This is a genomic window from Photobacterium japonica, assembly GCF_050337005.1.
In the GTDB taxonomy this organism is placed as follows: domain Bacteria; phylum Pseudomonadota; class Gammaproteobacteria; order Enterobacterales; family Vibrionaceae; genus Photobacterium; species Photobacterium japonica.
The window spans coordinates 19,524-45,373 of the sequence record NZ_JAKJSN010000036.1; the positions used below are offsets into that span (position 1 = coordinate 19,524).

The window sequence follows — 25,850 nt, forward strand, 5'->3', positions numbered from 1 at the left end:
ATAAATTAACCCGCCTCGTTCTTGTACATAAGGTATGCCATACCCTGTCAGAAAAAGGTCATCGACATTTTTTTCACCTTTCTTTGTGGCATTATTAGGCCAATCTATTTTTCCGGCAGGCTATTTCATGAAGCTACTTTTGGTTGAAGATCACCAGGATATTGCGGGCGTCATTTTCGATTTTTTTGAAATAAAAGGGTACACCCTCGATTACGCAAGCAATGGACAACATGGCTTCGAACTCGGATGTCAGAACCATTATGATTTGATCATTTTGGATGTCATGTTGCCCAAGATGGATGGCTTTACCGTGTGCCAGCAGTTACGCGAACAAGGTATTGATACGCCTATTTTAATGCTGACCGCCCGTGATACGCGTGAAGACACTTTGCAAGGGTTTGAACACGGTGCCGATGATTATTTGGTTAAACCGTTTGATCTTGAGATCCTTGAAGCGCGCATCAAAGCCCTGACCCGGCGTCGCCAAGGCGAAACCGCCGTCTCTACATTAACGTTTGGCGAGCTCCAACTGGATCTCAGCAGCCATAACCTACTGCGTGATAACTGCTGTTTTGCCCTAAACCCTACTTTGTTTACGATTCTAAAACTGCTGATCACTCGGGCACCGAAAGTCGTCAGTAAACAAGAAATGATCGCAGCACTGTGGGGCGATGACGAGCCGGAAGGCAATGTACTCAGAAGCCATATCTATCAGCTCCGGAATCAAATCGATAAACCGTTCAAACATGCGTATATCAAAACGGTACCGAAAGTGGGTTATCAATTGATCCAGCAGGATGACAAATGAATAAAGCCTTCATGAAAGTCAAAAGTGCCAAGCAACTTACCTTCACTTATTTCGCTATTATTGCGTTTGGCATTGTGACGCTGCATTTTTCTTTGCTCGACGCGACCTTAGAAAATTTTGAGCAAATCAATGCCAAAAACCGTCTGAACTATGCCAAAGGGATTGCGGAGCAGTCCTTAACCAGCACCCCGCAGGATCATTTTGCCATTCCACCGTTCAGCCACGCCTATCTGGATAAAGCCCTGCTGCCGAATGATTTGGTCTTGCCGGAAGACTTGCCACAAGATAAAGCGATTGAATTATTCAATGAAGAATCCGGTGTGACGGATCATTTCCTTATGCACACGCAGGTGACAGTCGCAGGAAAAACGGTTCCCCTTTACCTGATTTACTTCGATGACATTTATGAAATCAGCGAAGAAGAGATCTTTTATAATCAAGCCAAGCAGTTATTTATATCGCTGATTTTATTAGTGATAAGCTTGATGGTGGTTCTCAAGGTATCGAGTCGCCTGACCGATCCCATCACACAATTGGCGAATGACATTGAACAACGTAAAACCGATGACCTGTCCCCCATCGTGGCACCGAAAGGCATCGCGTCGCGCGAACTGTTACAACTGGTCGACAGTTTCAACGAATACCATCAACGCATTCAAGCCTTGATCGATCGTGAACGCGCCTTCAATCGCTACGCCAGCCATGAATTGCGTACACCCTTGATGGTCATAAAAGGGGCGATCTCTTTGTTGGGGCAATCCAATGAGCCTGCCTTTATTGATAAACAGCGCCAGAGGTTGCTGCACGCCAGCAATGAAATGAATGATTTTGTCACAACGTTACTCTCTCTCACCCGTGAAGATGATCTCGAGACACTGACTGAACGACCGCTGGTTTATGATGAAGTCGCCGACATCATGCACGCCCATGCCCATTTATTAGCCCATAAAGACGTATCGTGGGACGTGGACATCGCCTCACCGATTGCCATGAAAATGCCCGCCCCCACCTTCAATATTTTATTGGGTAATTTGGTCAAAAATGCCTTTGCCTGTACCGAACAAGGCAGCGTGACGGTCACGGTCAATGCACATACCATTCAAGTGCAAGATACAGGTATGGGCTTGGGCTCAAAGCCACGAGGCGTGGAAGGGTATGGCTTAGGCTTACTGATCGCCAATGACATTTGTCGTAAATACCAGTGGCAATTAACGCTCGCGAATACTAACGCGGGCGGATGTTGCGCCACCATTATGCTCGGGCAGTCCGGAACACCCACCGATCAGCCAGCGTAAAATTGATCACCATCCCCAATAGAATACCAGGAACCATGCCAACGTAGGGCCAGCACATCATCCACAGCGAGCTCTCCGTTGCCATGGTCATAACCAACGGCGTTACCCACTGCATCAATACCCAATAACAGCCCACATTCGGCACAAACCCGACACAAGACGCCACGACAAATTGCATCCACTGCTGGCGAGGCGGCGCTTTGACCGCGCTGTGAAAGGTAACGTGTCGGTTCAGCCACCAGTTGGATGAGGCCGCCAGCCAAAAGGCGCCCACTCGCGCGACGGCAAACGGCCACCATTGCGAGAACACCCACAAAGCACACACATCCACCACAAACCCACACCCACCCACTACCGAGAAGCGTATTAATCGTTTCACATGATCACCCCTTCCACTCTGCTGCGCGGCATAACGGCCACGCTCCTGCACGTAAAACCACAGGCTACGTCAGCGAAGATGTAAAAAATGTCTAAAACCGCTCTTCACCTTCCACCACCGATGAAAAAGCACTTTTTTTTCACGTTAAATAGGTATAATGCCACCAGTTTCTCATTCAATTACTACGGAAAACCATGAGTAAAGTATTTACTTTTCTAAAAGGGATGGCCATGGGAGCGGCGGATGTCGTACCTGGTGTTTCTGGCGGTACCATTGCCTTTATTACAGGCATTTACGACACACTGTTAGAGAGTATTCGTCGGGTTAACCCTAGCCTGATCGGCCTCTGGCGCCGTGAAGGGTTCAAGGCGGCTTTTGCCCATGTGAACGGCACTTTCCTGATTTTGCTGTTATCGGGCATTTTGACCAGTATCTTTACCTTCGCCCGCGTCATTACGTGGATGCTACAAACCCACCCAATCCCACTGTGGTCTTTTTTCTTTGGCTTGATCATCATTTCGGTGATCCACATGTTTAAGCAAATCGAAAAATGGAATGCGACCTGCATTGTCGCGGTCATTGCCGGTGCGGTGTTCGCCTACGGGATCACGGTATTACACCCGCTGACCCTAGAACCAACCTATTTCAATATCGTGATTGCAGGCTCTATCGCTATTTGTGCCATGATCCTGCCAGGTATTTCAGGTAGCTTCATTTTGCTACTGCTAGGCATGTACGGCCCTATTCTGGGTGCGGCAAAGTCGATGGATGTTGTGACTCTCGGTCTGTTTGCCACAGGCTGTGTCATTGGCTTGTTGTCATTCTCTCACGTACTGTCTTGGGTACTGCGCCACTACCGCGATATCGCACTAACGTTCCTGACAGGCCTGATGATTGGTACGCTTAGCAAAATCTGGCCATGGAAAGAAACCCTAACATGGCGCACTAACTCTGGCGGTGAGCAAGTGCCGTTGCTAGAGCAAAACCTGTCGCCGTTTAGCTTTGAACAAGCGACCGGTCACCCTGCGCTGTTGGGTTACGCTATCTTGGCCATGATTTTGGGTATCGCCTTGGTATGGGGGCTAGAGAAAGTCGCGGAGAAATAACCGCTTCTTCCTTGCTCTCAGCGTGCCCCCCTAAGCAGCCTGCTTCCTCTATGTCGTTATCAAAGAGAGGGATAAGGCTGCTTTTCTTTTTCTCCATCACAAAACGAACAGCTTCTTTCTACCCATCACCCCGCCAATGGTATGATCGGCCATGTTTAATGTGTCGGTAACCTATCCATGCTCCTAACCTTCCATAAATATGCGCTGCTTATCGGTCTGACCGCCGTTTCCCTGATGATCTATTTTCATGATGCGCCGTTGCCGATGCTCGGCTCGTCCTCCTCCTCGGTGTCACAAACACACTGTGCGTTGTCCACGACGCCTTGTCATCAACAAGGAGCGGCAATATCATTAGACAGGGACGTTATTCGACCGATGGAAAAAGCGCGTGTTACGGTAAACTGGCCTGCGCTGCCTAATGATGTCACAGCGTTGATGCTGTCTTTGGAAGGGGGAGAAATGATGATGGGGGTATATCGTCTGCCATTAACCCGTCAGACTCCGAAGGCGGCGTTTTCCGGCGAGCTATCACTGCCTTTTTGTACGTCAAAACACATGACGTGGCTCGGCCAAATTCATCCTGTCGGTACAACAGATAACCGTCAGTCGCTTTCTATTTCAATAAGGATGATAAAGTGAAATACCAATGGATAATTCTTGCACTGGCGTTAGGTGCCGGCTTATTTGCAAGCTTAGTGGTGGATAAACGCGACAATGCGAATTTCGAACCGGACTACCCGATCAGCCTTTTAGAGACAAAGGATAAAGCGGTTGATCTTTATCGGGCGGACGATCCGCGCATTCGGGTGATTTATTTCGGTTACACACACTGTCCAGACGTTTGCCCGACATCGCTGGCGGTCATGTCTGCCGCTTTACAACAAATTGAACCTGCGAAACTTGACCGTTTGTGGCCCATCTTTATCACGCTTGACCCTGCGCGTGATACGCCAGAGAAAAGCGCCGAATACGCGCAGTATTTCCACAAAACGATCATCGGCATGACGGGCACACAAAAACAAACTCAAGCGCTGGCAGAAAAATACGGCGTGCTATACATGAAAACCGAGCTAAAAGACTCCGCATTAGAATATGCCGTTGACCATAATTCGTATTTTTACTTCCTGGCACCAGACGGCACGTTACTGCAAAAGGTGCAACATACGCTGAACCCGAACCGTTTAGTGGACGCAATAAATACCGTGCTGGACGCCCCAGCAAGCTAACATTGATGGCGCTAAAACAGGCCCGCTACGGCGGGTTTTCTCAACTTTGAGAGAAAAAAAACGCTAAAAAATGGGTGTTTAAGCAGCAATTTGGGCCATGTCTGCCATACTAACTCTGCCGATTGATTATTTACACTCGGTTTGTAGTGGCAAATAAAGGAGAAGAAAGAAAAATGAACCGTTCATTATCTATCCTTACAGGTATTATTCTGAGTGCGACTCTGATTGGTTGCTCTAGCTCAGACGAAGTCGATCAAATGCAGCAACTCACTAATAAAGTCGATATGCTCTCTGATCAGGTAGGTGCTTTGCAAAGTCAACAAGATCAAATGGCAGGCGCTGTTAACGATGCTCGCGCAGCATCTGATGCAGCTTACCAAGAAGCAATGCGTGCTAACCAGCGTATTGACAACATTGCAAGTTCTTACAGAAAGTAAAATACAAAAGTGGCGCTCATGCGCCACTCTTTTTTTCTGCGTTTAGGCCAAATGGCCAACGGTTTCAAGAAAACTGTATCCCTTTCCCCGCACCGTCTTTATATGCTGCTTCGATAAGCCTGATTGGGTCATTTTTCGGCGAATGTTGCTGATATGCATATCCAAGTTACGATCAAATGGACTTAAATCTTTCTTTAAGACGACTTTTTGCAATTCCGCTTTTGAAATAACGATGCCGTTATTCTTCACCAAGTATTCCAATAGTTCACACTCAGTACCGGTAAGCGGTAGCTTCAGCAATTGATCGATCACCACTGACGCAGAATACCCGGCGCTGCTGCGTTGACGTTCTAAGCCCACTCGTCGCATCATGGCCGTCATGCGAGCCAGCAGTTCAGGCACGCGAAATGGCTTGGGCATAAAATGATCCGCTCCCGCCTGCAAACCATTCAACAGCGTGGCTTCATCATTCAATGCCGTCAACATGATAATAGGCGTGGCAAAACATGCGCAAATCTGACGTGCGACTTCCATGCCATCTGCCTTTGGCAACATGACATCCAATAAGACGAGATCAACAGCATGCGCATGTAAATACGCTAAGCCCGACTCACCACAATGTGCATAATGTACGTCATGCCCTTCTTCGCTTAATACTTCTTCAAGCAATTCGCATAATACAACATCATCATCAATTACGAGTATTTTTGACACAAGTTCACACTAATAAAAATCATTATCATTACAGTGTGGATTATTCAGGGTAAACGGCGCGCAAGCAAGTAAAATATCCGTCCTCTATGGCAAATTTCTCGCCAACTTTTAACCGTATCGCGTTTTATATGTGTAAATTATCCTGCGTCAAGATCCTTGAATTTACATTACTTTTGTAACTCATAAGTCTTGACTTTAGCAAAAGCGGCACGGGTATTAGGCTTCAGGCATTTCCCACAGAGTTACTCACAGCTTCTGTGGATAACAAAGTTATCCACAACGCAACAACCACTGACTCCCTCTGATCGCTTTCCTTTTTGGTTCATTTACGCCATCGTTTCACACGCACATAAAACAACCAAATGCACCGATGTAAACACATGAAAACAACCAACTAGATTGATTTACAACCCCTAACCATCACTTCATACACAAAACTCACTCTTATCGCGTACTGACGTGCAAAAATATTGATTTATCATCACAAAGACAAAAAGCAAACGTTACCCCTCACAAACAAAAAATCATAACTGCCACTTTTGGCACATAAACACACTTGCATAACCAGTAGTGCATAAACGCACAAAACCACATCGAACAATCACGCCATATAAACGTTTACTTGCGATATCAAAATAAAAACACAAATCACAAACCATTGTTTAAATTGAAATAAACCACAAAAACACAATAAAAATCGCATTCGGCATTAAAATCATGATTGACATCTAAATCCATTAAAATAGAATACGCGCCGTTTACCTACTCGGTAGGCATAACAGGACAGATACTTATAACGTAAGAGGTATACAATGGCTGGTGATAACAACTACAGTTTGGGGCCTGTGCCACAATCGGCACGAAAAGGTGTGATTTCCCTTACCATGGTGATGTTGGGGTTAACCTTCTTTTCCGCCAGTATGTGGACAGGGGGGACATTGGGAACCGGTCTCTCCTATGATGATTTCTTCCTCGCTGTTCTTATTGGTAACCTCATTCTCGGTATCTATACTTCTTTTCTTGGATACATCGGCGCCTCTTCTGGCCTTTCTACTCATCTTCTTGCTCGATTCTCTTTTGGCGCCAAAGGCTCCTGGTTACCCTCTCTGCTGTTAGGCGGCACACAAGTGGGTTGGTTCGGTGTTGGGGTTGCGATGTTTGCCATCCCGGTGCATAAAGCTACTGGCATTGACACCACTGTTCTTATTCTTGTTTCCGGTCTTTTAATGACCGTCACCGTTTACTTTGGCATTGCCGCTCTGATGATTTTGTCAGCCATTGCCGTTCCAGCCATTGCCCTGCTGGGTGGTTTCTCCGTCTTTGAAGCCGTTAACAACATCGGGGGCATTGAAAACCTCCAAGCCCTGACCCCAGAACAACCGCTCGACTTCTCTACTGCACTCGCCCTTGTCGTTGGCTCTTTCATTTCCGCTGGCACACTCACTGCTGATTTTGTTCGCTTTGGTAAAAAGCCAATGAGCGCCGTCATGGTGACCATGATTGCTTTCTTCCTCGGTAACTCCCTGATGTTTATCTTTGGTGCAGCGGGTGCCGCGGTAACGGGCCAATCAGACATTTCAGAAGTAATGATCGCGCAGGGTTTGCTTATCCCGGCCATCATTGTGCTTGGCCTGAATATTTGGACGACCAACGACAATGCGCTGTACGCCTCTGGCTTAGGGTTTTCCAATATCACCGGCTTACCCAGTAAACACCTCGCCATGATGAATGGTGTCATTGGTACCCTGTGTGCGGTTTGGCTTTACAATAACTTTGTCGGCTGGTTAACATTCCTTTCGGCGGCAATTCCACCTATCGGCGGTATCATCATTGCAGATTTCGTGAAAAACCGTCATCGTTACAAAGATTTCGCTAACGCTGAATTTAAAACCGTCAACTGGGCCGCCATCATGGGTGTCGCCATTGGTGTGGCAGCTGGCCACCTACTGCCGGGCATTGTTCCTGTGAATGCCGTACTGGGTGGCGCGATCAGCTTCCTGATTTTAGACCCACTGTTAAACCGTAAAGCCGCTCAAACAACTACGAAAAAAACATGTGCGACTCACGCATAAAGGATAAATAACGATGCAAACCTCAACTACTCTGATTCAAAATGTCACGCTGCGCGGCAAGGATGGCCTGCATCAAATCCTCATTGAAGACGGTATCTTCAAGACTATTGCGACCATGGATGAAGCATTAGCACACAACGGCAATGTACTGGATGGCGAAGGCGGCATGGCCACTGCGCCGTTCTGTGAGCCACATATTCATCTGGATACCACCCAAACAGCCGGTGAGCCGAACTGGAATATTTCAGGCACGCTGTTTGAAGGCATCGAACGCTGGGCTGAGCGTAAATCCATGCTCTCTATTGAGGATGTGAAGCAGCGCGCCAAGCAAACACTAAAGTGGCAAATTGCTAACGGTGTGCAGCATGTACGTACCCACGTTGATGTCTCTGACCCCACGCTGATTGCACTGAAAGCCATGCTTGAAGTGAAAGAAGAGATGAAGCAATGGGTAGACATCCAAATTGTGGCCTTCCCACAAGAGGGGATCTTGTCTTACCCGAACGGTAAAGAACTGCTGGAAGAAGCCGTTAAGCTTGGCGCAGATGTGATCGGTGCGATTCCGCACTTTGAATTCACCCGTGAATACGGCGTAGAGTCACTGCATTACGCGTTTGAACTTGCGCGTAAATACGACCGTTTGATTGATGTGCACTGTGATGAAATCGATGACGAACAGTCGCGTTTTGTTGAAACCGTTGCCGCACTGGCACACAAATACAACATGGGCGACAAAGTCACAGCGAGCCACACCACAGCGATGCACTCGTACAATGGCGCTTATGCCTCTCGCCTGTTCCGTCTGTTGAAAATGTCAGGGATCAGCTTTGTGGCCAACCCGCTGGTGAACATTCACCTGCAAGGCCGTTTCGATGATTACCCGAAGCGTCGTGGTATCACACGCGTGAAAGAGATGCTGGCCGCCGACATTAACGTGTGTTTCGGCCATGATGATGTCTTTGACCCATGGTACCCACTCGGCACGGCCAACATGCTTCAAGTGCTGCATATGGGCCTGCATGTGTGTCAGATCATGGGCTACGACCAAATCAACAATGGTTTAGATTTGATCAGCACGAAATCAGCACGCACCCTGAATATTCAAGACCGCTACGGCATTGATGCTGGCAAGCCAGGCAACCTGATCATTCTACCGGCAGAAAATGGCTTTGATGCGGTTCGCCGTCAGGTGCCTGTGCGCTACTCTATCCGTCACGGTAAAGTGATCGCTGAAACGCAACCTGCAACCACCCAGATCCATTTGGGTAACGACGCCGAAGCGGTAACGTTCCGTCGTTAATCAGTTAATAGATGAATCAGTTAATCCGGTTTTCGTAAGCCACAAGCTTTCGTGACAAACAAAAATGCCACCTGTTAACAGGTGGCATTTTTTATATGTGCCGTCACGAGGCCTATATCTGCATCTCAAGCATTAAGCCATTCCTGACCGAAGCGTCAATCCACTCTCATCTGATTCTTATTTCGTTTTGCGGCGTAGCCAACCAAGCGCCAACAATGAAAGTAAACCTGCACCAATGCCACCACCCGATCCTGAATTCTGGATCATGTCACAATTTGTATGGCTGACACCGTCAGAGTTTGGATTACACTGTTCCGATTTATCATCTGCGATAAAGTTCGGCTCCGTTATCGGACTGCTTGGGACATTTGCAATTGTCTTTTGTACCCACGCATTGTATGTACCGACACGGGTATAGAATGACGGGCGAGAGACTGAACCACAAATCGGCGTACCCACAACGCCACCACTCACGATACCAATTTGAACCCAATTGCCATTGGCATCTTGCGCACGCAATGGGCCACCGCTATCCCCTTTACAAGAGTCTGCACCGTAATCACCGGTATAGATCGGATCAGTCTCAACCGGGTTGCCGTCTTCGTCGGTTTCAGGATCCGGTTCAACGATAACAATATCATCGCGAATTTCTGGTGACATGCTACAAATTTTGGTGACATCAAACGGACTTTCGATAATGCCATGAACGGTATTGCCCTTCTCAATCAACTCGAAGCAATCCGCAATGGGAAGGTGCGTTAACTCGGCCGTTTGCAATCGATTCGGTATTTCAGTGGCGCCGACATCCACCGCGCCCCACCCGGAGACGGACGTGTTTTTCACTCGGTTAGCGGCATTCCATTCTGCGGATAAACGTGCGTCAATTTCATCTGCTACCTCAGAGGTCGCCAAGGTAATCGGTGTCACACTGTCGGCCGGAAACGCACGGTGAACGCGCAGTAGCGCAATATCGCTGTACAGCCCGGTTCTTTTGACCGTAATTTCCCCGTTGTAGTCTTTCTCAAACTCACCATCCGGGGCATAGTCAGGATGCACTACCACATGAGAAACCGAATACAAATTGCTAACTGACGGTAAGCTCAGCGTCGCGGAGCCAACGGCCACATTCAGATGATGAGGTTGGATAACGAAGTATTTACCCGAGGAATTCGCGGTAACCACACAGTGGGCGGCAGTCACTAGCCAGTTTTCAGCAATAACCGACGCCCCACAATTATGGGCATTATCCATCGGTACCACACGCAATGAAGCCATCCAGCTTTGGGTACCGATATCAGTAACGGGATCACCACCGACCACATACGGGGTGATATTTGATGCGTTTGCCGCCATCGACGAGAAGCACATCGCGGTTGCCAATGCCAGAAAAGCCTTTTTCATGCCTGAATACTCCAAAATCCATTTGTTTTTGGGAGGGTATCAGTGCACAAAACGATGAAAAGGCATATAACCTATTTATGCGAGTGAACGCGGCGTCATTAACACCGAATATAGCACCTTCGCAACCATTCCGTGTTTGAGATCACACTATTGTTCAGGACTGCTGAAGCAATATGGCTGCCCCTTTAATTCACTTCGTTACCCGTGATCGGACAGTGACTGGTGGTAATATCAAAATCCACATATTTCCCCCCCAAATGAGACGCAATGGTTGGATAAAAGCCTAACTGTGCCGCTTCATCAATATTTTCCATATCAATGGTATAAATTTCAACACCAAGCATTTTTACGGTATTTGGCAAGCACGTGCTGCTGTCGCCCGATAAAAAGCAGGTTCTTTCGCTGGCATCAATATAGCCACATTGCTTTTCTTCTTTAATACCGAGGTTACTGAGCCCCGCATAATCCCCTTCTGGCAGGTTATTCGGAATAATAATTAAATCCTTCGCCTCTTCCAGTGAGTAATATTCCGTTAAATTGCCTATTTCAAGTTTGAGTCCATCGACAGCAAAAACACGGGTATTGCCTTCTATCGTCGCTTTTACGTCTTCATCTTCACAGCCTAAAATCGCCAGTGCCGACAGTAAAATTATCGCCTTTTTCATTATTATCCTTAACATTTCATCAATTCCCACAGAAGACGGTTATTTTAGCGTTAAAATAACTGAATACGACCTTTTACTATGCAGATATTGTACATCTGCATTTTCGTGTAAATTTCATACAGTGCAGTGTTGAATATTGTGATCTTGATCTGGATTCCTTCCCTTCTGAGGATTTGGTGGCATAATATAAACAGAACAGTTACCTGTATGGTAAATTCACCATTACACTTCTACGGACTAATCCTATGAGTATTGAATCAATCGTTAAGCAGCGTTCAGGCGCAAAATGTGAACTATGTGCATCTGAAGATAACCTAAGTGTCTATGAAGTACCGGCATCTCCAGACAAAACAGCCGGTAGCTGTGTGATGGTTTGTGGTACTTGCCGTACTGAAATCGAAGATGCTGATACGCTGGATCAAAACCATTGGCGTTGCCTAAACGACAGCATGTGGAGCCAAGAGCCTGCTGTACAAGTCATGGCTTACCGTATGCTTAAGCGTCTTTCTTCTGAAACATGGGCACAAGATCTGCTTGATATGATGTACATGGAAGAAGACAAAGTTGAGTGGGCTGAAAAAGGCCTATTGGCTGACGAAGACAAGCCACGTGATGTTAACGGTGTTGAACTGAAAAAAGGCGACGACGTGACTATCATCAAAGATCTGCCAGTTAAAGGCTCTAGCATGGTGATCAAACAAGGTACTGCGGTACGCGGTATCAACCTGACTAACGACCCTAAACACGTTCAGGGTAAAGTAGAAGGTCAGACCATGTTTATTATTGCAGAATACTGCCGTAAGAAATAAGGTGCACTTGGGTAGCCTCATGGGCTACCCAACCTTTTCAATCGTTTTCGCTTCACTTCCACTTAGCGTCAATCCGTTCGCTTCGCGACAACCTCTTATCGTCGCATCAACATCTCTTCATAAACACCAAGCTGATTTTGCAACAGCAGTCTGTCTACATCAACCGGTCTTTCTGATTGGCTCATCCAGCAACAAATGCTCGTGAAAACCTAATGCGACCAGTGCTTCAAATGCCTGCCAAACATCCTCGGGGATTGCCTGCTCAATCGCAAACCCATAAGACGGATACACTTTGATCCGCTGCAAATCTCCCAGCATCACATTGATCACATCGCTATACGACAAGAGTTCATTGGGGTAATTATCAAAACGGATCGGTGGGGAACTGACGGTCACGTCTTTACCCGGCCATAGCTGCATAAACGTGGCGTAGGTTCTGCGCTCCATAAAAGGCTTTTGAACCAAGATGAATCGCTGCGGGTCTACCCCCTTCATCGCTAGCAAGGCTTGGGTAAATTGAATATTTTCACCGGTATTGGTGGAATGCGGCTCAATGAGGATGGCGTCTTCAGGCACGCCCATGTCGATCGCAATGGCAGCAAAGGCTTCGGCTTCTGAGCGTTCAAACAGCCCTGCCGTTAATACGCCTGCACCACCCGACATCACGATATACGGCGCATAACCCTCTAGATAGAGTTTTGCAGCATGTTCGGCGACACGAATGTCATTGCTGCACAGCACAAAGAGACAATCACTGGGGGTAATTGTGTGGTTGAGTAAGTGGTAGTCCCATACTTTAGTGGCTAAGGTATGAATGTGGGAAGACATGGCAATACTCCCTGTTTGCGTATATTCACAAGAATTCAATGGCAGCCTAAGCCGCCATACATAGTAGGAATATACCCTAGATTGACCACGAATAATGACTTTTCAATGACACCCTCGTGATCTTATCGCATTTTCACGCCAAGGCCTGTCTAGAAGGCTTAGCGGTGCCACCATTCCGGGGTCAATGTGCAGCTTTTATCACCCGCACTCAACCAGCCTTGCTCACCTTCAATGGTCAACTGCAGCTGCATGGTACGCTCAACCATCGTTTCAAGAGTCGCTAAGGTTTCATCATCAAAGAACACCACAGACACGTTACCGAACTGCGTCACTTTGCTCTTGTTTTGCTTCCACCAAATCGCCGCCGCATTATCGCCATAGGTCGCGATGATCACTTTCTTGGCTTTGTGTGCCGCTTTTTTGATGCGCTTTTCATCAGGCTGGCCTAGGTCAATCCACAGATCAATCTCATCGGTCAGGCTTTTCGTCCACAGTGCTGGCTCATCAGCTTCACCCAACCCTTTCGTGAATTGCAGATCTTCATCGGCATTCAGTCCCCACATCACCAAGCGAAGCATCAAACGTTGCAGCGTTTCTGACGGGTGACAAGCCAACGTATGGGATTGGTCAAGGTATACGTGGCGATCTAAATCAGCAACGTTGAATTGCGCTTTATAAATGGTGGCTTTAATTGCCATGATGTTCTTTCCTGCTCGTTTGCTGATGCATCTCCCCACCCATGGGGGAAATAGGATGCTCGAGTGTAAGTCCTAGCTATTCCGCATTCAAATTCTTATTCGTACTCTGTCTGATATTTCTATCCGCGCCACAACAAATTGATTGAATTACCAACAATCACACGGTTATCAGCTACACAGGCAACATTCAATTCGGGGGATTACGCCTGGCCCTCGATCCATTCTGCAACGGAATAGTCCCCTGCCACCAGCTGTTCTTTTTTCTTTTTAGGCAGCTGTTTGATACGGTATTCCACTTGCATCGCCACACGTTTATCACCAATTGCCTGTGACCACGCCAAGGTCAACGGGCCTTTGCCTTTAAGAAACTTGGCGCCCTGAGATTTAGACTGGTGCTCAAGGAAACGTCGTGTCACATCGGTTGTCACCCCACAATAGAGCTGATTAGCCGCGGTTCTAATTAAATAGACCGACCATGGCGGGGAAATCTTCCCAACCGCTTTTTGTTCTGTCATGACCCTTCTCCGCACATTCAAGCCCAACATAAAAAAACCCAGCAAATGCTGGGCTCAATGATTCATGATTATTGATGCATGCTATGACGTTAATGAATCCAATAACGCTTTTAGCTCCGCCATGTCTTCTTTCAACTCAGCCACTTCATGCTCTAGCGCCTCAATGCGCTCAAGGTTGGCTGATGATGCCACAGGGACTGCACTGACGGATGCCACCTGAAACGCGTCTACATCCACATCGCCACAGAAAAGGTGCATATAGCGGCAATCACGCTTCGTTGGCTCTTTCGGCAATTTCACCAAGAAAGGCCCTTTGGGGTGGTCAGCTAAGTGATCCATCACCGTTTCCGCTTCTTTCACATCATGAAACGTGCAAAGGCGATTGGTTCGTGTGCGGATCTCACCTGCCGTCTGCGCACCACGTAGCAGCATGACACAAAGTGCTGCTTTTTCTTGTGGAGAGAACTGGAACGTACTGAACTCTGTATTACAGAAACGGTGTTGATATTTGGCGACACGACTACCGAAGCCTGCCGTCACCTCTTGAATAAAGCGTTTCGCTTTCAATGCTTCAACCGTATCCAATACCGTCGCTTCATCCAGCGCCATCACTGGCTCTCGACTGCTCTTCTGGTTACATGCGGTTGTTAATGCATTCAACGTTAACGGGTATTGATCCGGGGTTGTCACCTCTTTCTCAAGCAGACAACCCATCACGCGCGCTTCAATTTGTGAAAAGCTAATATCCATGATCTTCACTCACCCTTCTTTCATACAATACGAATTCAACTGGATAAACCTGCATCTTTTACTCACCCCAAGCCCACAAAGGCGGCATGGGTCTATACCAAGATATGTTCAGTGGAATTCGCACTGGCTCGCTGGGAGATTAGCATGGTCGGGGGTAACAACAAGCACAAAGTGGGTTATTTGGTTGTAAAATCAGCAAATGACACTGAAGTAAAATTTTTTTGTTACCCAGATCAAAAAAATTACAATGAATTACCGTGTTTTATGCCTAAGATCACGGCATGAGGAAGGGGGGTGACGTAGAAAGCGGTGTGGTGGTATATGGGGAGAGAGTCAATGGACCAGCGAATACCAGCCCACTTATTCTGTTTTTTGCCTTATTGCCTACGTAAATTCTGCTGCCACAAAACGGTTGCGCCCTTGCGCTTTGGCTTTATAGAGTACCTTGTCGACAATTTCATACATATTTTCAGCCGTCTCAAGCCCGGTTGGCACCCATGACACCATGCCTTGGCTGACGGTGACAATATCCGCCGTTAGAGACTGTGAATGAGGGATATCCAATTGGCGTATCGCATCTTTCAATCGTTCACATTCACGCACAGCGCGGGTTTTATCGCAATTGCTCAGCAACACCACGAACTCTTCACCGCCGTACCGTGCCACTAACTCCCCGGCTCGACTGAATTGAATTTGCAGCTCTTTCGCCACTTGTTGCAAACAGCGATCCCCTTCTAAATGGCCATAGTGATCATTGAAGGTTTTAAAATGGTCGACATCTATCATGATCACGGTAAACGGGAAATTATTTCGTCCATGCCAAGAGATAAATTCGCTGAACTTCGCATCCAAATATCGGCGATTGGCGATACGGGTCAAGCCATCTTCATTCACTTGTTGGGATAATTTTTCGTTGGCCGTTTCCAATTTATTGGAGGCATCTTTGAGTTGATGACGCATATCGGCAATACGCTGCATGGCTTTCAGTTTAGCCGCGAGCACAATCTTATTCACAGGCTTGACCAGATAATCATCACCGCCCATGTCAATCGCCGTCGCAATCATCTCCGGTTCGTCATGCCCACTGAGGAAAATAATCGGTACCCATTCCGGATAGATCTGGCGAATTTTTTCTGCCGTTTCGGTGCCCGACATCTCTGGCATACTGATGTCTAACAATAAAAGATCAGGGTCAAAAGAGGCGTATCGGTCGATCGCTTCCTTGCCCGACGATACTGCTTCAACCGTATGCCCTAAACGCTGCAGACGCATCGCTAACTGCATGCGTTCTAAGTGGACATCGTCAACCAGTAAAATCCGCATCGCTTCCATGTAGGTATCCTATTGATATATTAGCCATTCCCATAGGGTATTTATAGCACAAGTATGATAAGAACCCAGTTTTGTTCATCAATTTCAATCAACTCTCCCCTTTAACGTGATAAAGCTAACAGGTTTGCTCATTACATGACTATTATTCGTTAACATGCGAGTTATAGTACCCGTCTGTTCAACGCCTAAGCTTGTCACGCATACAACGTACGGTTACTGTTGACATTTATTTAAAGGGCTTTAGGATTCCCACCCTAAACAATTCATGCTGTAGGAATTAGCGATGTCTGATATCAAAAACCAAGAAGAGCAAATCGTTGAAGAAGTAACATATACACTGGATGATTGCTCGCCTGAGCTTATCCAAGTGATCAAATATGAAGAAGTCCCTGTCGAGCTACAGGACATGCTAATCAACGTGTACAAAGCTTCTGAGCCAACTTCCCATGAAGCATGGAACCTACTTCCGGCTAGTGCGCAGAACGTGCTTGATAACTTCGCACAGTTCCATGCACTAATCGCACTTAGCCAGAGCTACTCAGGTGTCGATTTCCTAAGTGAAATGCAAGAATCAGAAAAACCTTCTGACATGTCTGACGAAGAGTTTACTGACTACAAAGCAGTCATGCTAGACAAAGTACTACACAACTGTGTGAAAGACATGTGTAAGCAATTGAAGAAAGCCCGTCAGAACCCACCGATGAAGCGTGAGTTCCAGGAAATCTTCAAGAAGTAATACCCACAGGGAGCATGCGCTCCCTGTTTTTTATCGAAAAGCAAAACCACACCTCCGCCTCCCTTTCCTGACGCGCCAATATTTCAGGGTATATACTTTTCTCCATCATCACTTTGTTACAGAAAGCCTTTTCATGCATCGATTTTTTATACACCGTAAACGTTTCTTCCTTGTCTTGCTCACGCTCGTTTTTTCCGGATGCGCCGTGTATGCCGGTTTGAATATCGACCAACGTTATGGTAAAGCGGTACCACAAGACCGTATCGCCCCCGCAGCAACACCGCTGGCCAGCCACTACCTCACAGAGGTTAAACCCATTTTGGAAAACCGCTGTGTCGTCTGCCACGCTTGTTACGATGCACCATGCCAGCTTAAGCTGTCTTCCGCCGAAGGCATTGATCGCGGCTCAAATAAAACCAAAGTGTATGAAGGCACCCGCTTATTGGCAGCGAACACCACCCGCATGTTTATTGATGCGCAAAACACCGCCCAATGGCGTGAAAAAGGCTTTAATGCCGTCTTGAATGAACGTGAACAATCCCCAGAAGCCAATACCCAAGCGGGTGTGATGGCGCGTTTGCTGCAATTAAAACAATCGCACCCGCTGCCAGAGCAAACCGTGCTCGATCATGAACAGTGGGACTTTTCGCTCGACCGTGACCAACAGTGTCCGACCATTGAAGAAATGGCGCAGTATGAGCAAAGTTACCCGAAATGGGGCATGCCTTATGGCCTGCCACAAATCAGTGATGCTGAAAACACCACACTGATGAACTGGCTGACAGCCGGTGCACCCATGGCCAGCGTACCGGCGCCAGACGCCGCCACACTAACCGACGTGGACAAATGGGAAGCTTTCCTCAATGGCGACAGCGTAAAACAACAACTGGTCAGCCGTTACATTTACGAGCATTTGTTTGTCTCACATCTGTATTTTTCCGATCAAGCCAAGCCGGTTTACTTCAATTTAGTGCGTTCGCGTACCGCACCCGGCACACCGATAGAGGTGATCGCAACCCGCCGTCCGTTTGACGATCCCGGTGTAAAACGCGTGTATTACCGCTTCCAGCAAGTGCGTGAAACCATCGTCGATAAAACGCATATGCCCTATGCACTGAGTGCAGCCAAAATGGCACGTTATCACGATCTCTTTTTTGCGCCGACTTATACCGTGTCTGCGTTACCGAGCTATGCGCCTGAACTGGCGGCTAATCCAATGGAAGCATTCCGCCAACTGCCCGTCAACAGCCGTTACCGTTTCCTGATCGACAACGCGCAAAACACCATCATGGGCTTTATCAAAGGGCCAGTGTGTCGTGGTCAATTGGCGTTAAATGTTATTAATGACCGCTTCTGGGTATTCTTTGTCGATCCAGCCATGTCGGATACCCCCAGTGTGGATGCGTTTTATCAAACCCAAGCCCACAATTTGCGTTTGCCTGCAGAAAAAGAAAGTAACACCCTGCCGATCCATAATTGGATCAACTACGCCAAACAGCAAGGTCGCTTCTTACGTGCAAAAAATGACTTTTTGGACGACACCTTCAAACATGGCGAACACCTGACGACGGATTTGATTTGGGATGGTAATGGCGTTAACCCCCACGCCAGCCTGACGGTATTTCGCCATTTTGACAGTGCCACCGTCACTAAAGGGTTGGTCGGCGCACAACCGAAAACCGCGTGGGTCATTGATTACTCGTTGCTTGAACGCATTCACTACCTGCTCGTGGCCGGTTTTGATGTGTATGGTAACTTTGGTCATCAGTTGATCACCCGTATGTATATGGACTTCCTGCGCATGGAAGGGGAGTCAAACTTCCTGTCACTGCTACCGACCAATGTGCGTCGGCAGGAATTAGCCGAATGGTATCAGGGCGCGAATCAGCAGCTCAGTGATTTCTTGCAGGGCGACGTGAATGCGTTCGATCAGCCGACTGGCGTGAAGTACACCACTGCGGATCCAAAGCGTGAATTGCTTGACCGCCTGAAAGCCAAACTGGCCCCTGTCACACCGCACCGTTATGACTTCCGTGAAGCGCCACTGTCGGCCAATGCGATCACCGCTTTAGCGGATATCGATCGCCTACACGGCATGCATACGCATTTATTCCCAGAGCTGACCTTCATTATGGTTGAACCAACCGACGCCACAATGGAGCCTCAGTTATTTACGTTGGTGCGTAACAGTGCACACAAAAACATTTCGAGCTTATTTGATGAAGAGTCGAACCGTGTGTATGCAAAAGATGATATCACACTGGTACGCAGCTTAATTGGCAGCTACCCCGGGGCATTTTGGCGCGTAAAAGAAGCACAGTTGCCGCTATTGGCCGTTCAGGTGAAACATGTGAAGAGTGAGCAAGATTATCGCGCGCTACTGGATACCTTTGGCGTTCGACGTACTGCCACCGACTTCTGGCCATTCAGTGACAAACTGAACGACATCAATCACCGTAATCACCCCATTGAAGCGGGCTTGTTAGACTATAACCGGATTGAAAACCGCTGATCCAGCGGGGTTTCATCATCATACAAAGGGCCATTATCGGCCCTTTTCTTTTATCAGTACCCATCAAAACAAGTGTGAAATGTAAATCAATGAAAATGAGATACTGCCAATGTGTCACTTATGAGTAAAATAATTGCCAGTCGCCAACTGGCTATATAAAGTCACTGGGCAGCACAATGTCGCAGGGAGAGCATCATGGCAACATCCACCACGTTACCTATTTGGGATGGATTCATTCGCGGATACCATTGGCTACAAGCGTTGTCGGTATTAGGGCTATGGTATACCGGCACGGAAGGCTTGATGGACTGGCATTTCTCTATCGCCTATTTCCTTATGGCGTTGTTACTTACCCGCCTCATCTGGGGCGTATTTGGTAGCGATACCGCACAGTTTCAACAATTCGTTCGCCCTCCTCGCGCCGTATTCGCCTATTTTCAGCGCCCAGACAACGCCACCCAGCACGGCCATAACCCAGCGGGGGCCTACATGGTGCTGTTCTTCATGTTGTTATTGCTCTCGCAATTGGTAACGGGACTTTTTGCCAATGACGACATTATTTCAGAAGGCCCACTCGCCTATATGGTCAGCGGGGCCACCAGCAGTTTGATGACCGGTATTCACGCACTGAACTTCGATGTGTTGTTAGGGGCGATTGGCTTACATGTCGCTGCGGTGCTCATCTATCTACTTAAAAAAGACAACCTGATTACCCCAATGCTTCATGGCAAAAAACCGTCACAAGGCCTCCCTGCCCCACAATTACGTAACGGCATTATCGGCTGGGGCATTTTCTTGGTGATCGGGTATGTGATTTACACCTACTGGGCAAAAGAGGTGGTGGCGTATTTATTTTGATCACAACGACGTCAATGCAATTCCATCAGGCCTGACAAATTAATCAGCCGCCGCCATACTGCTGGTATGGCCCAACATACTGTTGATGGTGACCTTGCTGCCAATAATAGCGTGCTGATACTCTTTTCATGCTAAGTCCTTTTCACCTTAAGCATGAATAAACGATAACCTTACAATCTGAGATGTGTCTGGGATCCTAAAACCGCTACATGAATGTCATGGGCTAATATTCCCCTGAAACGATGATGTGATCACCTAACTTCTCCACAATAAACGCGACGGCATGCTTATCATTTTGAAAGCCAACCGAGCAAATAGCCATTGTGCCTGAACCACATGTGATTTCTGGGTAGCCTTGATAAACAGGCACTTCACGGCCTTGTTCAGACAGAACCTGCCAACCTTTGACCAAATATTCACTTTTAACCACATCATAGCGCTTCCCCTCATAGGTTGAAGGATCTAACTCGCCAGCATAAGCAAAGCCGATGAGGCATAATAATGAGGCGGCTATAACGCTTGGTTTAAACGTTAACTTATACATCGTATGTTCCTGATTGCAATCGTTTAATCATGCCAACGCCTAACCAAGTGGTAGTGTTGAATAGTGTGAGGGATTTATCAAACTTCCCTTAAGGCCTGTCTTCTGGATGGTCTTGATACCAAGCTTCGAGCAGCTCCTTTCCGAAAATGATTTCCGTCTGCATGTGCATATAGAGTAAAAAGATAACAAGCGCCAGACTGACGCCGTTCACCCAGCGTAATGCTTGCTTCCGCTCTTCATCGTAGAAATACATACTGATACCGACAAGAATGAATGGATATGAAGCGAGCAATACTAACAACCAACCGAGGTAGCTGGAGATTGCCATTTCTGTCATTGCACCGGCCATTTCAGCCTCCTGGATAAACGAGGGATTTACTTTAATCAGTATCCAGACTTTTCGTCTAAACTCCCGCTGTCATTGACGCTATTTATGAATATTCTCGACCGGATCACTGCGCTATGGCGATCTCTGTCAATTTATTGCAGGGGGGACGCGGCAGGTACAAAGTTGGCTAAACTTATGAGGGTGTGCAACGCCCTTAATCCTTATTTTCTGTAGGTGGTTCCTGCTTGCTTTGACCGCTACACTGTTCAAGGCAAATTAAATAAGGAATCCAGACATGATCCAGAAAGGCCAAACAATACCAGCCACAACCCTCAGCGAATTAGGCGAGGAAGGAATGGTAACCCACAACACCGATGAGCTTTTTGCAAACAAGCGAGTGGTGCTTTTCGCCGTCCCAGGAGCATTTACACCAACCTGTTCAGAGGCTCATTTACCTGGTTACGTTGTACTCGCTGACGAAATTAAAGCAACAGGTATCGATATCATTGCGTGTGTTTCCGTTAACGATGCTTTCGTCATGCAAGCGTGGGGAGAGGCACAAAATGCCACGGAAATTATGATGCTCGGCGATGGTGATGCGAGCTTTACTAAAGCGTTGGGACTCGAAATGGATACGGCTACATTCGGTGGCGTTCGTTCACAGCGATATGCAATGGTTATCGAAAATGGTGTGGTGACACAGTTAAATGTCGAGGAGCCTCAACAATTTGAAGCGAGCAAAGCCGAGACTATTTTAGCTGCTATAAAGTAATATTTAAGAATCACAGCGGTTCAGAATGATCTATTCTGAACCCTTTTCCGATGGATAGACATAACGAATGAGATGGACGCCCCCTCATTCAGACGCTGCCACACTTGGTGAGTCTGGTTAGATAAAACCTCGTAGACCACACTATCACTTTCAATCTATGGCAAGATAAGGCAGGCAACGTCTTGACCCACAAAACAGTCTTTACAACGTAAAACTCAGGGAGTGTTCTAAGGTTCTTGTAACGTTTGCAAACCTTACCACCCGCACTCATCAGGATGGAGGCGTGTGGCAGGAAGATGGTTGTGATCCTGCATCCGATGCTTCGAGATGGCGTCATATGGGATAAAAACATCGCCAAAAATTCGCTATTGACGCCATCGTCGTTATTTAGCGTGCGCTAAAACAAAGTCATTCAACTCAGAAACTGTTTTAATTATGTAGACTTCTTTGTTACTCGAGTATTCAATTAGCGTAGCGGTGAAGTCATCGTTCCAGAACTTAGGACACAACTTGAGTGTCTTGTAGCTATTCACTGTCCCTTTTAATATTGAACTTCCATCAGGCCAACCCTCTGGCTTTACAAAGAGGCCTTTCAAAAGGCGCTTGGTCACAAACCAGTAACTGACCGAGTATGGCAGATCGATGTAAACGAGAGTGTCTGCCGCCGCCAATCGCTCGTTAAAAGCACTGATGGGTCCAAGGCCATCAATGACCCAAGATTCTGAACGCAGAATATCACTGTGTGCAGCATCAAATTCTTCTCGAGCTATAAACTCACCGTTTGATTTGTAAACGAGTGAATCTAGTTGATGAAGCGGTAAACCGCTTGCTAAGGCTAATGATTTGCTTACTGTAGATTTCCCGCTACCCGGCTTTCCAAAAACGGCTACCTTTTTCATTTAAATCCCTTTCAGAGGTTAATTCCCAAAAGGTAGAAAAAGAAAACCCACCTTCTAGGGTGGGGTCGATTTATCCAAAGTCTATCAAAATCCCACCATTTCTAAGAAATGATGATAATTCGTTTATTAAGTTGCAATGGATTAAATTTCATACAACCACTGTCATATAAATACGGTCAATTGTCAATTGTTCTGATCCAACAAAAGTGAACCTCTCATTATTAACAACGTTCCTGATCTTGGGCTTGTAAGCAATTGGCGCCCCCCCCCTCAATCGAAAGCGTTGACGAATCGTCATTTGCTATATGCTTTACTTTACGCCTATATCTTTTTGCATATTGTGGCTTACTACCCGATAGCCAACGCTTGAATATAGTGACTTAGCCGATGAATTATGATTAAAAACGTGGAGCCCCAAGCTTGTTGCACCAAGGTCAGCAGCAACTATTTCAATACAACTGAGGGCTGATTTAGCATAACCTTCCCGACGATAACCCTCGTAAATCCCTATATCATATATAAATGCAGATTTCGTATGAATATGAGTTTCTATTTTTACCCAAATATAACCCACATTGTTACTGGTCGTATTTTCAATAATATTAAATAGGTAGTTACCCTCACTATTTAAACCGTCAGGCAAAAGACGCGTGTAAGCCATTTTTGAACGTTCCAATGCCTCCGATTGATCCCACCAACCAGCTTTCACATTGTCACTCGCATAGGAAGGGATGACCATTTTCAAATACTCTGAGAATGAATCTGAATTCATCGCTCTCAATGACACTTCCATACTCTCCACTTTCTCCTGTTTGCACATAACGAATGACATAGACTCCCCTTCACCTGACTTTGATAGGTTGGCATGATGATCGCCTTAGATCGTCAATGCATGTCCAGTAGAACGGAGTAAGTCCATTGACCTTTTAGTAACTTGTTGGCTTTATTTGCGGAATGGTTCTACGTTACCGCTCCGCACTTCTCTGTTGGCACATATCAACATTAGCATTAACACATTGATATTAATCGACTAATGAAAATCAAGAAAGATGAATTGTAGAATTATTCTACACATCACACGCTATATTTTCCGCATCTGCGTAATCTATCACTCTATGAAACGCGAAGGCCTTCAGACGTGAAAAAGCCGACAATCACGTCGGCTTCTGTAATGAGTCACTGCTCTGCGCATTTGACGCCATGCAATGATTACTTATATTTATAATCACTGTGGCAAGATTTGCAGTTCTTCGCCGCCACACCAAAGGCTTTCTTGGTGGCGCGTTCATCTCCTTCCATCGAGACTTTCGCTAGGTTGTTCATGTCACTTTGGAACTTCGTCAGCTTGGTATTAAAGCCTGACCAATCAGACCAAATGGCCGGCTTGGCTTTGGTGGTATCGCCCGCTTCTGCACCTTTAAATTGAAACGCTTCTTCCGGCATTTGTGCCAACTGGGCAATAAACTGTGCGCGCTGGCTAAACTGTGCCTGATCCCAGTCTTTACGTCCTTTTACCATGTTTGCCATATCACCAAAGTTGGTGGCAATCATACTAAATGCCGCCTGACGGTATTCAATCGCTTCGTTTGGCTTCTCAAACGGACTGGCGATAGCGCCGGCAGCAAACAGCATTCCTGCTATTACGATGACTTTCTTCATTGACTCACTTCCCTATTCTTTTTCACCTTGAAGGCATTATTCGCTGAGGGTGGCTGACCAAGTAACCACTCAGCATTGATGGGTATTTCGCCAAAATGATATCAAGTTACTCATCATTGTAAATAATGTTCACTCGCAGATTACAAACATTTACACAACCTGTTCGTTACACATCCCTCATCATGCGATAAGCCGCTTTTCACTGTACGAATTGGGATAGTTTCACCGCATCTGATTGCCCATTCTCGGATTCTTGCAGCACAACCGCAGCGAGGCTGGTATGATCTAACAAAACACACAATAATGAGCAAAGTCATGCAAGGAACGTTAAGTAAAATGCATTCCCTCCTTGAGGATGTGGTGGAGTATCAATTACCGATTGGCGATCATCGTGTTCCCCTCAATCCGCACATTGGTCACCCCCTGAAACTGACCTTTACCGGCAATATCTTCTGTGATGCGTGCGGGAAAAAAACCAAGAAAAGCTATTCACAAGGCCACTGCTTCCCGTGTATGAAAAAACTCGCACGCTGTGACATGTGTATCATGAAGCCAGAAACCTGCCATTACGCAAAAGGCACGTGTCGCGAGCCTGAATGGGGCGAAACACACTGCATGGTGCCGCACTATGTGTACCTGTCGAACACCTCAGGCTTGAAAGTAGGCATTACGCGTCACACGCAACTGCCAACACGTTGGATCGACCAAGGGGCAACACAAGCGCTTGCGATCCTAAAAGTGAAATCTCGCTACCTGTCCGGCTTAACCGAAATCGCATTGGCTGAACTGGTGGCAGATAAAACCAACTGGCGCGCCATGCTGAAAGGCGACAATGCCAATATCGATCTGAAAGCAGAAGCGGCACGCTTACTACCCGCCATTGAAGCGCGTATGACGGAACTACTGAGTGAGTTTGGTGATGAAGCGATTGAGCGATTAGATAACGATATTGTGGATATCCACTATCCGGTGCAGCAGTACCCAACCAAAATCGCCTCACACAACTTCGATAAAGATCCGGTGGTTGAAGGCATTTTGCTCGGCATTAAAGGCCAGTATTTGATTTTCGATACCGGTGTGATCAATGTGCGCAAATTCTCAAGCTACGAAGTGACGCTAGAAACGCCATAATCGTCGTTTAATGAGAAAAAAACGGCGGCGAGTGGTCATTCCCCTCGCCGCCGTTTTTCGTGCTTTTGCTGGAGCC

The 25,850-nt window shown here is 46.9% G+C and carries 28 protein-coding genes; 14 read left to right on the forward strand and 14 right to left on the reverse strand.

Translation table 11 applies throughout. From position 1 onward, the window contains the following. Positions 1 to 127 precede the first annotated feature (127 nt). Positions 128 to 808: a response regulator transcription factor gene (locus L4C36_RS14705; RefSeq protein ID WP_428478556.1), complete on the forward strand. Its 681-nt coding sequence runs from the start codon at positions 128 to 130 to the stop codon at positions 806 to 808. Continuing rightward, on the forward strand, positions 805 to 2,103 hold the full coding sequence (locus L4C36_RS14710) for a sensor histidine kinase (RefSeq protein WP_428478557.1): 1,299 nt from the start codon (positions 805 to 807) through the stop codon (positions 2,101 to 2,103). Before L4C36_RS14705 ends, L4C36_RS14710 begins: the two co-directional genes overlap by 4 nt. Here the strand turns inward: L4C36_RS14710 and L4C36_RS14715 are convergent. Next, positions 2,060 to 2,482 (reverse strand): GtrA family protein, encoded by a 423-nt coding sequence (locus tag L4C36_RS14715; RefSeq protein WP_428478558.1) that lies wholly within the window; start codon positions 2,480 to 2,482, stop codon positions 2,060 to 2,062. The two genes, L4C36_RS14710 and L4C36_RS14715, sit on opposite strands and share 44 nt — an antisense overlap. 194 nt (positions 2,483 to 2,676) lie before the next feature. On the opposite strand from L4C36_RS14715, the gene L4C36_RS14720 reads away from it, so the two are divergent. The 4 genes from L4C36_RS14720 (at position 2,677) to L4C36_RS14735 (ending at position 5,251) form a co-directional block, all read left to right on the forward strand. Beyond that, a complete protein-coding gene (locus L4C36_RS14720; RefSeq protein ID WP_428478559.1) occupies positions 2,677 to 3,588 on the forward strand; it encodes a polyprenyl-phosphate transporter in 912 nt (303 codons plus the stop codon). 177 nt (positions 3,589 to 3,765) lie between these two features. Next, the gene (locus L4C36_RS14725) at positions 3,766 to 4,227 is read left to right on the forward strand and encodes a hypothetical protein (protein ID WP_428478560.1); all 462 of its coding nucleotides are present in this window, start codon (positions 3,766 to 3,768) and stop codon (positions 4,225 to 4,227) included. Continuing rightward, complete coding sequence (locus tag L4C36_RS14730; protein ID WP_428478561.1) at positions 4,224 to 4,814, forward strand: SCO family protein; 591 nt, start codon at positions 4,224 to 4,226, stop codon at positions 4,812 to 4,814. The genes L4C36_RS14725 and L4C36_RS14730 overlap by 4 nt, the downstream gene beginning before the upstream one ends. Positions 4,815 to 4,987: 173 nt before the next feature. Continuing rightward, positions 4,988 to 5,251 carry an Lpp/OprI family alanine-zipper lipoprotein gene (locus L4C36_RS14735; RefSeq protein ID WP_047875312.1) on the forward strand — a complete coding sequence of 88 codons (264 nt, stop codon included), beginning with the start codon at positions 4,988 to 4,990 and terminating at the stop codon, positions 5,249 to 5,251. 42 nt (positions 5,252 to 5,293) lie between these two features. Here the strand turns inward: L4C36_RS14735 and L4C36_RS14740 are convergent, their stop codons facing one another. Beyond that, positions 5,294 to 5,965, reverse strand: coding sequence for a response regulator transcription factor (locus L4C36_RS14740; RefSeq protein WP_428478562.1), 672 nt, complete (start codon positions 5,963 to 5,965; stop codon positions 5,294 to 5,296). 812 nt (positions 5,966 to 6,777) lie between these two features. Here L4C36_RS14740 and codB point away from each other — a divergent pair. Both codB and L4C36_RS14750 read left to right on the forward strand, forming a co-directional pair. Then, positions 6,778 to 8,037, forward strand: a complete 1,260-nt coding sequence (gene codB / locus L4C36_RS14745) for a cytosine permease (RefSeq protein WP_428478563.1) — start codon at positions 6,778 to 6,780, stop codon at positions 8,035 to 8,037. 13 nt (positions 8,038 to 8,050) lie between these two features. Next, on the forward strand, positions 8,051 to 9,337 hold the full coding sequence (locus L4C36_RS14750; protein ID WP_428478564.1) for a cytosine deaminase: 1,287 nt from the start codon (positions 8,051 to 8,053) through the stop codon (positions 9,335 to 9,337). 177 nt (positions 9,338 to 9,514) lie between these two features. Here L4C36_RS14750 and L4C36_RS14755 read toward each other — a convergent pair whose 3' ends face one another. Continuing rightward, positions 9,515 to 10,738 carry a S1 family peptidase gene (locus L4C36_RS14755; protein WP_428478565.1) on the reverse strand — a complete coding sequence of 408 codons (1,224 nt, stop codon included), beginning with the start codon at positions 10,736 to 10,738 and terminating at the stop codon, positions 9,515 to 9,517. 185 nt (positions 10,739 to 10,923) lie between these two features. Continuing rightward, positions 10,924 to 11,403 (reverse strand): hypothetical protein, encoded by a 480-nt coding sequence (locus L4C36_RS14760; RefSeq protein WP_428478566.1) that lies wholly within the window; start codon positions 11,401 to 11,403, stop codon positions 10,924 to 10,926. Between the two features lie 245 nt (positions 11,404 to 11,648). Between L4C36_RS14760 and L4C36_RS14765 the strand changes: the two genes are divergently transcribed. Further along, positions 11,649 to 12,212 carry a PhnA domain-containing protein gene (locus L4C36_RS14765; RefSeq protein ID WP_428478567.1) on the forward strand — a complete coding sequence of 188 codons (564 nt, stop codon included), beginning with the start codon at positions 11,649 to 11,651 and terminating at the stop codon, positions 12,210 to 12,212. 159 nt (positions 12,213 to 12,371) lie between these two features. Here L4C36_RS14765 and L4C36_RS14770 read toward each other — a convergent pair whose 3' ends face one another. From L4C36_RS14770 to L4C36_RS14790, 5 genes are all read right to left on the reverse strand, one after another. Then, positions 12,372 to 13,040, reverse strand: a complete 669-nt coding sequence (locus L4C36_RS14770) for a YdcF family protein (protein ID WP_428478568.1) — start codon at positions 13,038 to 13,040, stop codon at positions 12,372 to 12,374. Positions 13,041 to 13,198: 158 nt separating this feature from the next. After that, positions 13,199 to 13,738 carry a YaeQ family protein gene (locus tag L4C36_RS14775; RefSeq protein WP_428478569.1) on the reverse strand — a complete coding sequence of 180 codons (540 nt, stop codon included), beginning with the start codon at positions 13,736 to 13,738 and terminating at the stop codon, positions 13,199 to 13,201. A 200-nt stretch (positions 13,739 to 13,938) separates the two neighbouring features. Further along, complete coding sequence (locus L4C36_RS14780) at positions 13,939 to 14,253, reverse strand: GIY-YIG nuclease family protein (protein ID WP_428478570.1); 315 nt, start codon at positions 14,251 to 14,253, stop codon at positions 13,939 to 13,941. An 81-nt stretch (positions 14,254 to 14,334) separates the two neighbouring features. After that, positions 14,335 to 15,003, reverse strand: a complete 669-nt coding sequence (locus L4C36_RS14785; protein WP_428478571.1) for a YceH family protein — start codon at positions 15,001 to 15,003, stop codon at positions 14,335 to 14,337. Between the two features lie 384 nt (positions 15,004 to 15,387). Further along, positions 15,388 to 16,335 (reverse strand): GGDEF domain-containing response regulator, encoded by a 948-nt coding sequence (locus L4C36_RS14790; protein ID WP_428478572.1) that lies wholly within the window; start codon positions 16,333 to 16,335, stop codon positions 15,388 to 15,390. A 283-nt stretch (positions 16,336 to 16,618) separates the two neighbouring features. Between L4C36_RS14790 and L4C36_RS14795 the strand changes: the two genes are divergently transcribed. The 3 genes from L4C36_RS14795 (at position 16,619) to L4C36_RS14805 (ending at position 20,441) form a co-directional block, all read left to right on the forward strand. Next, entirely contained in the window at positions 16,619 to 17,071 is a 453-nt protein-coding gene (locus L4C36_RS14795) for a DUF3069 domain-containing protein (protein ID WP_428478573.1), read from the forward strand. Between the two features lie 148 nt (positions 17,072 to 17,219). Continuing rightward, positions 17,220 to 19,583 (forward strand): fatty acid cis/trans isomerase, encoded by a 2,364-nt coding sequence (locus tag L4C36_RS14800; protein ID WP_428478595.1) that lies wholly within the window; start codon positions 17,220 to 17,222, stop codon positions 19,581 to 19,583. A 195-nt stretch (positions 19,584 to 19,778) separates the two neighbouring features. Next, positions 19,779 to 20,441: a cytochrome b/b6 domain-containing protein gene (locus tag L4C36_RS14805; protein WP_428478574.1), complete on the forward strand. Its 663-nt coding sequence runs from the start codon at positions 19,779 to 19,781 to the stop codon at positions 20,439 to 20,441. A 223-nt stretch (positions 20,442 to 20,664) separates the two neighbouring features. On the opposite strand, the gene L4C36_RS14810 is transcribed toward L4C36_RS14805, so the two are convergent. Together L4C36_RS14810 and L4C36_RS14815 are read right to left on the reverse strand one after the other, a co-directional pair. Next, positions 20,665 to 20,985, reverse strand: a complete 321-nt coding sequence (locus L4C36_RS14810) for a hypothetical protein (RefSeq protein ID WP_428478575.1) — start codon at positions 20,983 to 20,985, stop codon at positions 20,665 to 20,667. An 88-nt stretch (positions 20,986 to 21,073) separates the two neighbouring features. Continuing rightward, complete coding sequence (locus L4C36_RS14815) at positions 21,074 to 21,322, reverse strand: hypothetical protein (RefSeq protein ID WP_428478596.1); 249 nt, start codon at positions 21,320 to 21,322, stop codon at positions 21,074 to 21,076. 286 nt (positions 21,323 to 21,608) lie between these two features. On the opposite strand from L4C36_RS14815, the gene L4C36_RS14820 reads away from it, so the two are divergent. After that, positions 21,609 to 22,085 (forward strand): peroxiredoxin, encoded by a 477-nt coding sequence (locus tag L4C36_RS14820; protein ID WP_428478576.1) that lies wholly within the window; start codon positions 21,609 to 21,611, stop codon positions 22,083 to 22,085. A gap of 383 nt (positions 22,086 to 22,468) precedes the next feature. On the opposite strand, the gene L4C36_RS14825 is transcribed toward L4C36_RS14820, so the two are convergent. The 3 genes from L4C36_RS14825 to L4C36_RS14835 form a co-directional block, all read right to left on the reverse strand. After that, positions 22,469 to 22,984 carry a P-loop NTPase family protein gene (locus L4C36_RS14825; RefSeq protein WP_428478577.1) on the reverse strand — a complete coding sequence of 172 codons (516 nt, stop codon included), beginning with the start codon at positions 22,982 to 22,984 and terminating at the stop codon, positions 22,469 to 22,471. A 310-nt stretch (positions 22,985 to 23,294) separates the two neighbouring features. After that, complete coding sequence (locus L4C36_RS14830) at positions 23,295 to 23,816, reverse strand: GNAT family N-acetyltransferase (protein ID WP_428478578.1); 522 nt, start codon at positions 23,814 to 23,816, stop codon at positions 23,295 to 23,297. Positions 23,817 to 24,193: 377 nt separating this feature from the next. Next, positions 24,194 to 24,643, reverse strand: a complete 450-nt coding sequence (locus L4C36_RS14835) for a c-type cytochrome (RefSeq protein ID WP_428478579.1) — start codon at positions 24,641 to 24,643, stop codon at positions 24,194 to 24,196. A gap of 303 nt (positions 24,644 to 24,946) precedes the next feature. Between L4C36_RS14835 and L4C36_RS14840 the strand changes: the two genes are divergently transcribed. Then, positions 24,947 to 25,774 carry a DUF2797 domain-containing protein gene (locus L4C36_RS14840; protein ID WP_428478580.1) on the forward strand — a complete coding sequence of 276 codons (828 nt, stop codon included), beginning with the start codon at positions 24,947 to 24,949 and terminating at the stop codon, positions 25,772 to 25,774. The last annotated feature ends 76 nt before the right edge of the window (positions 25,775 to 25,850 follow it).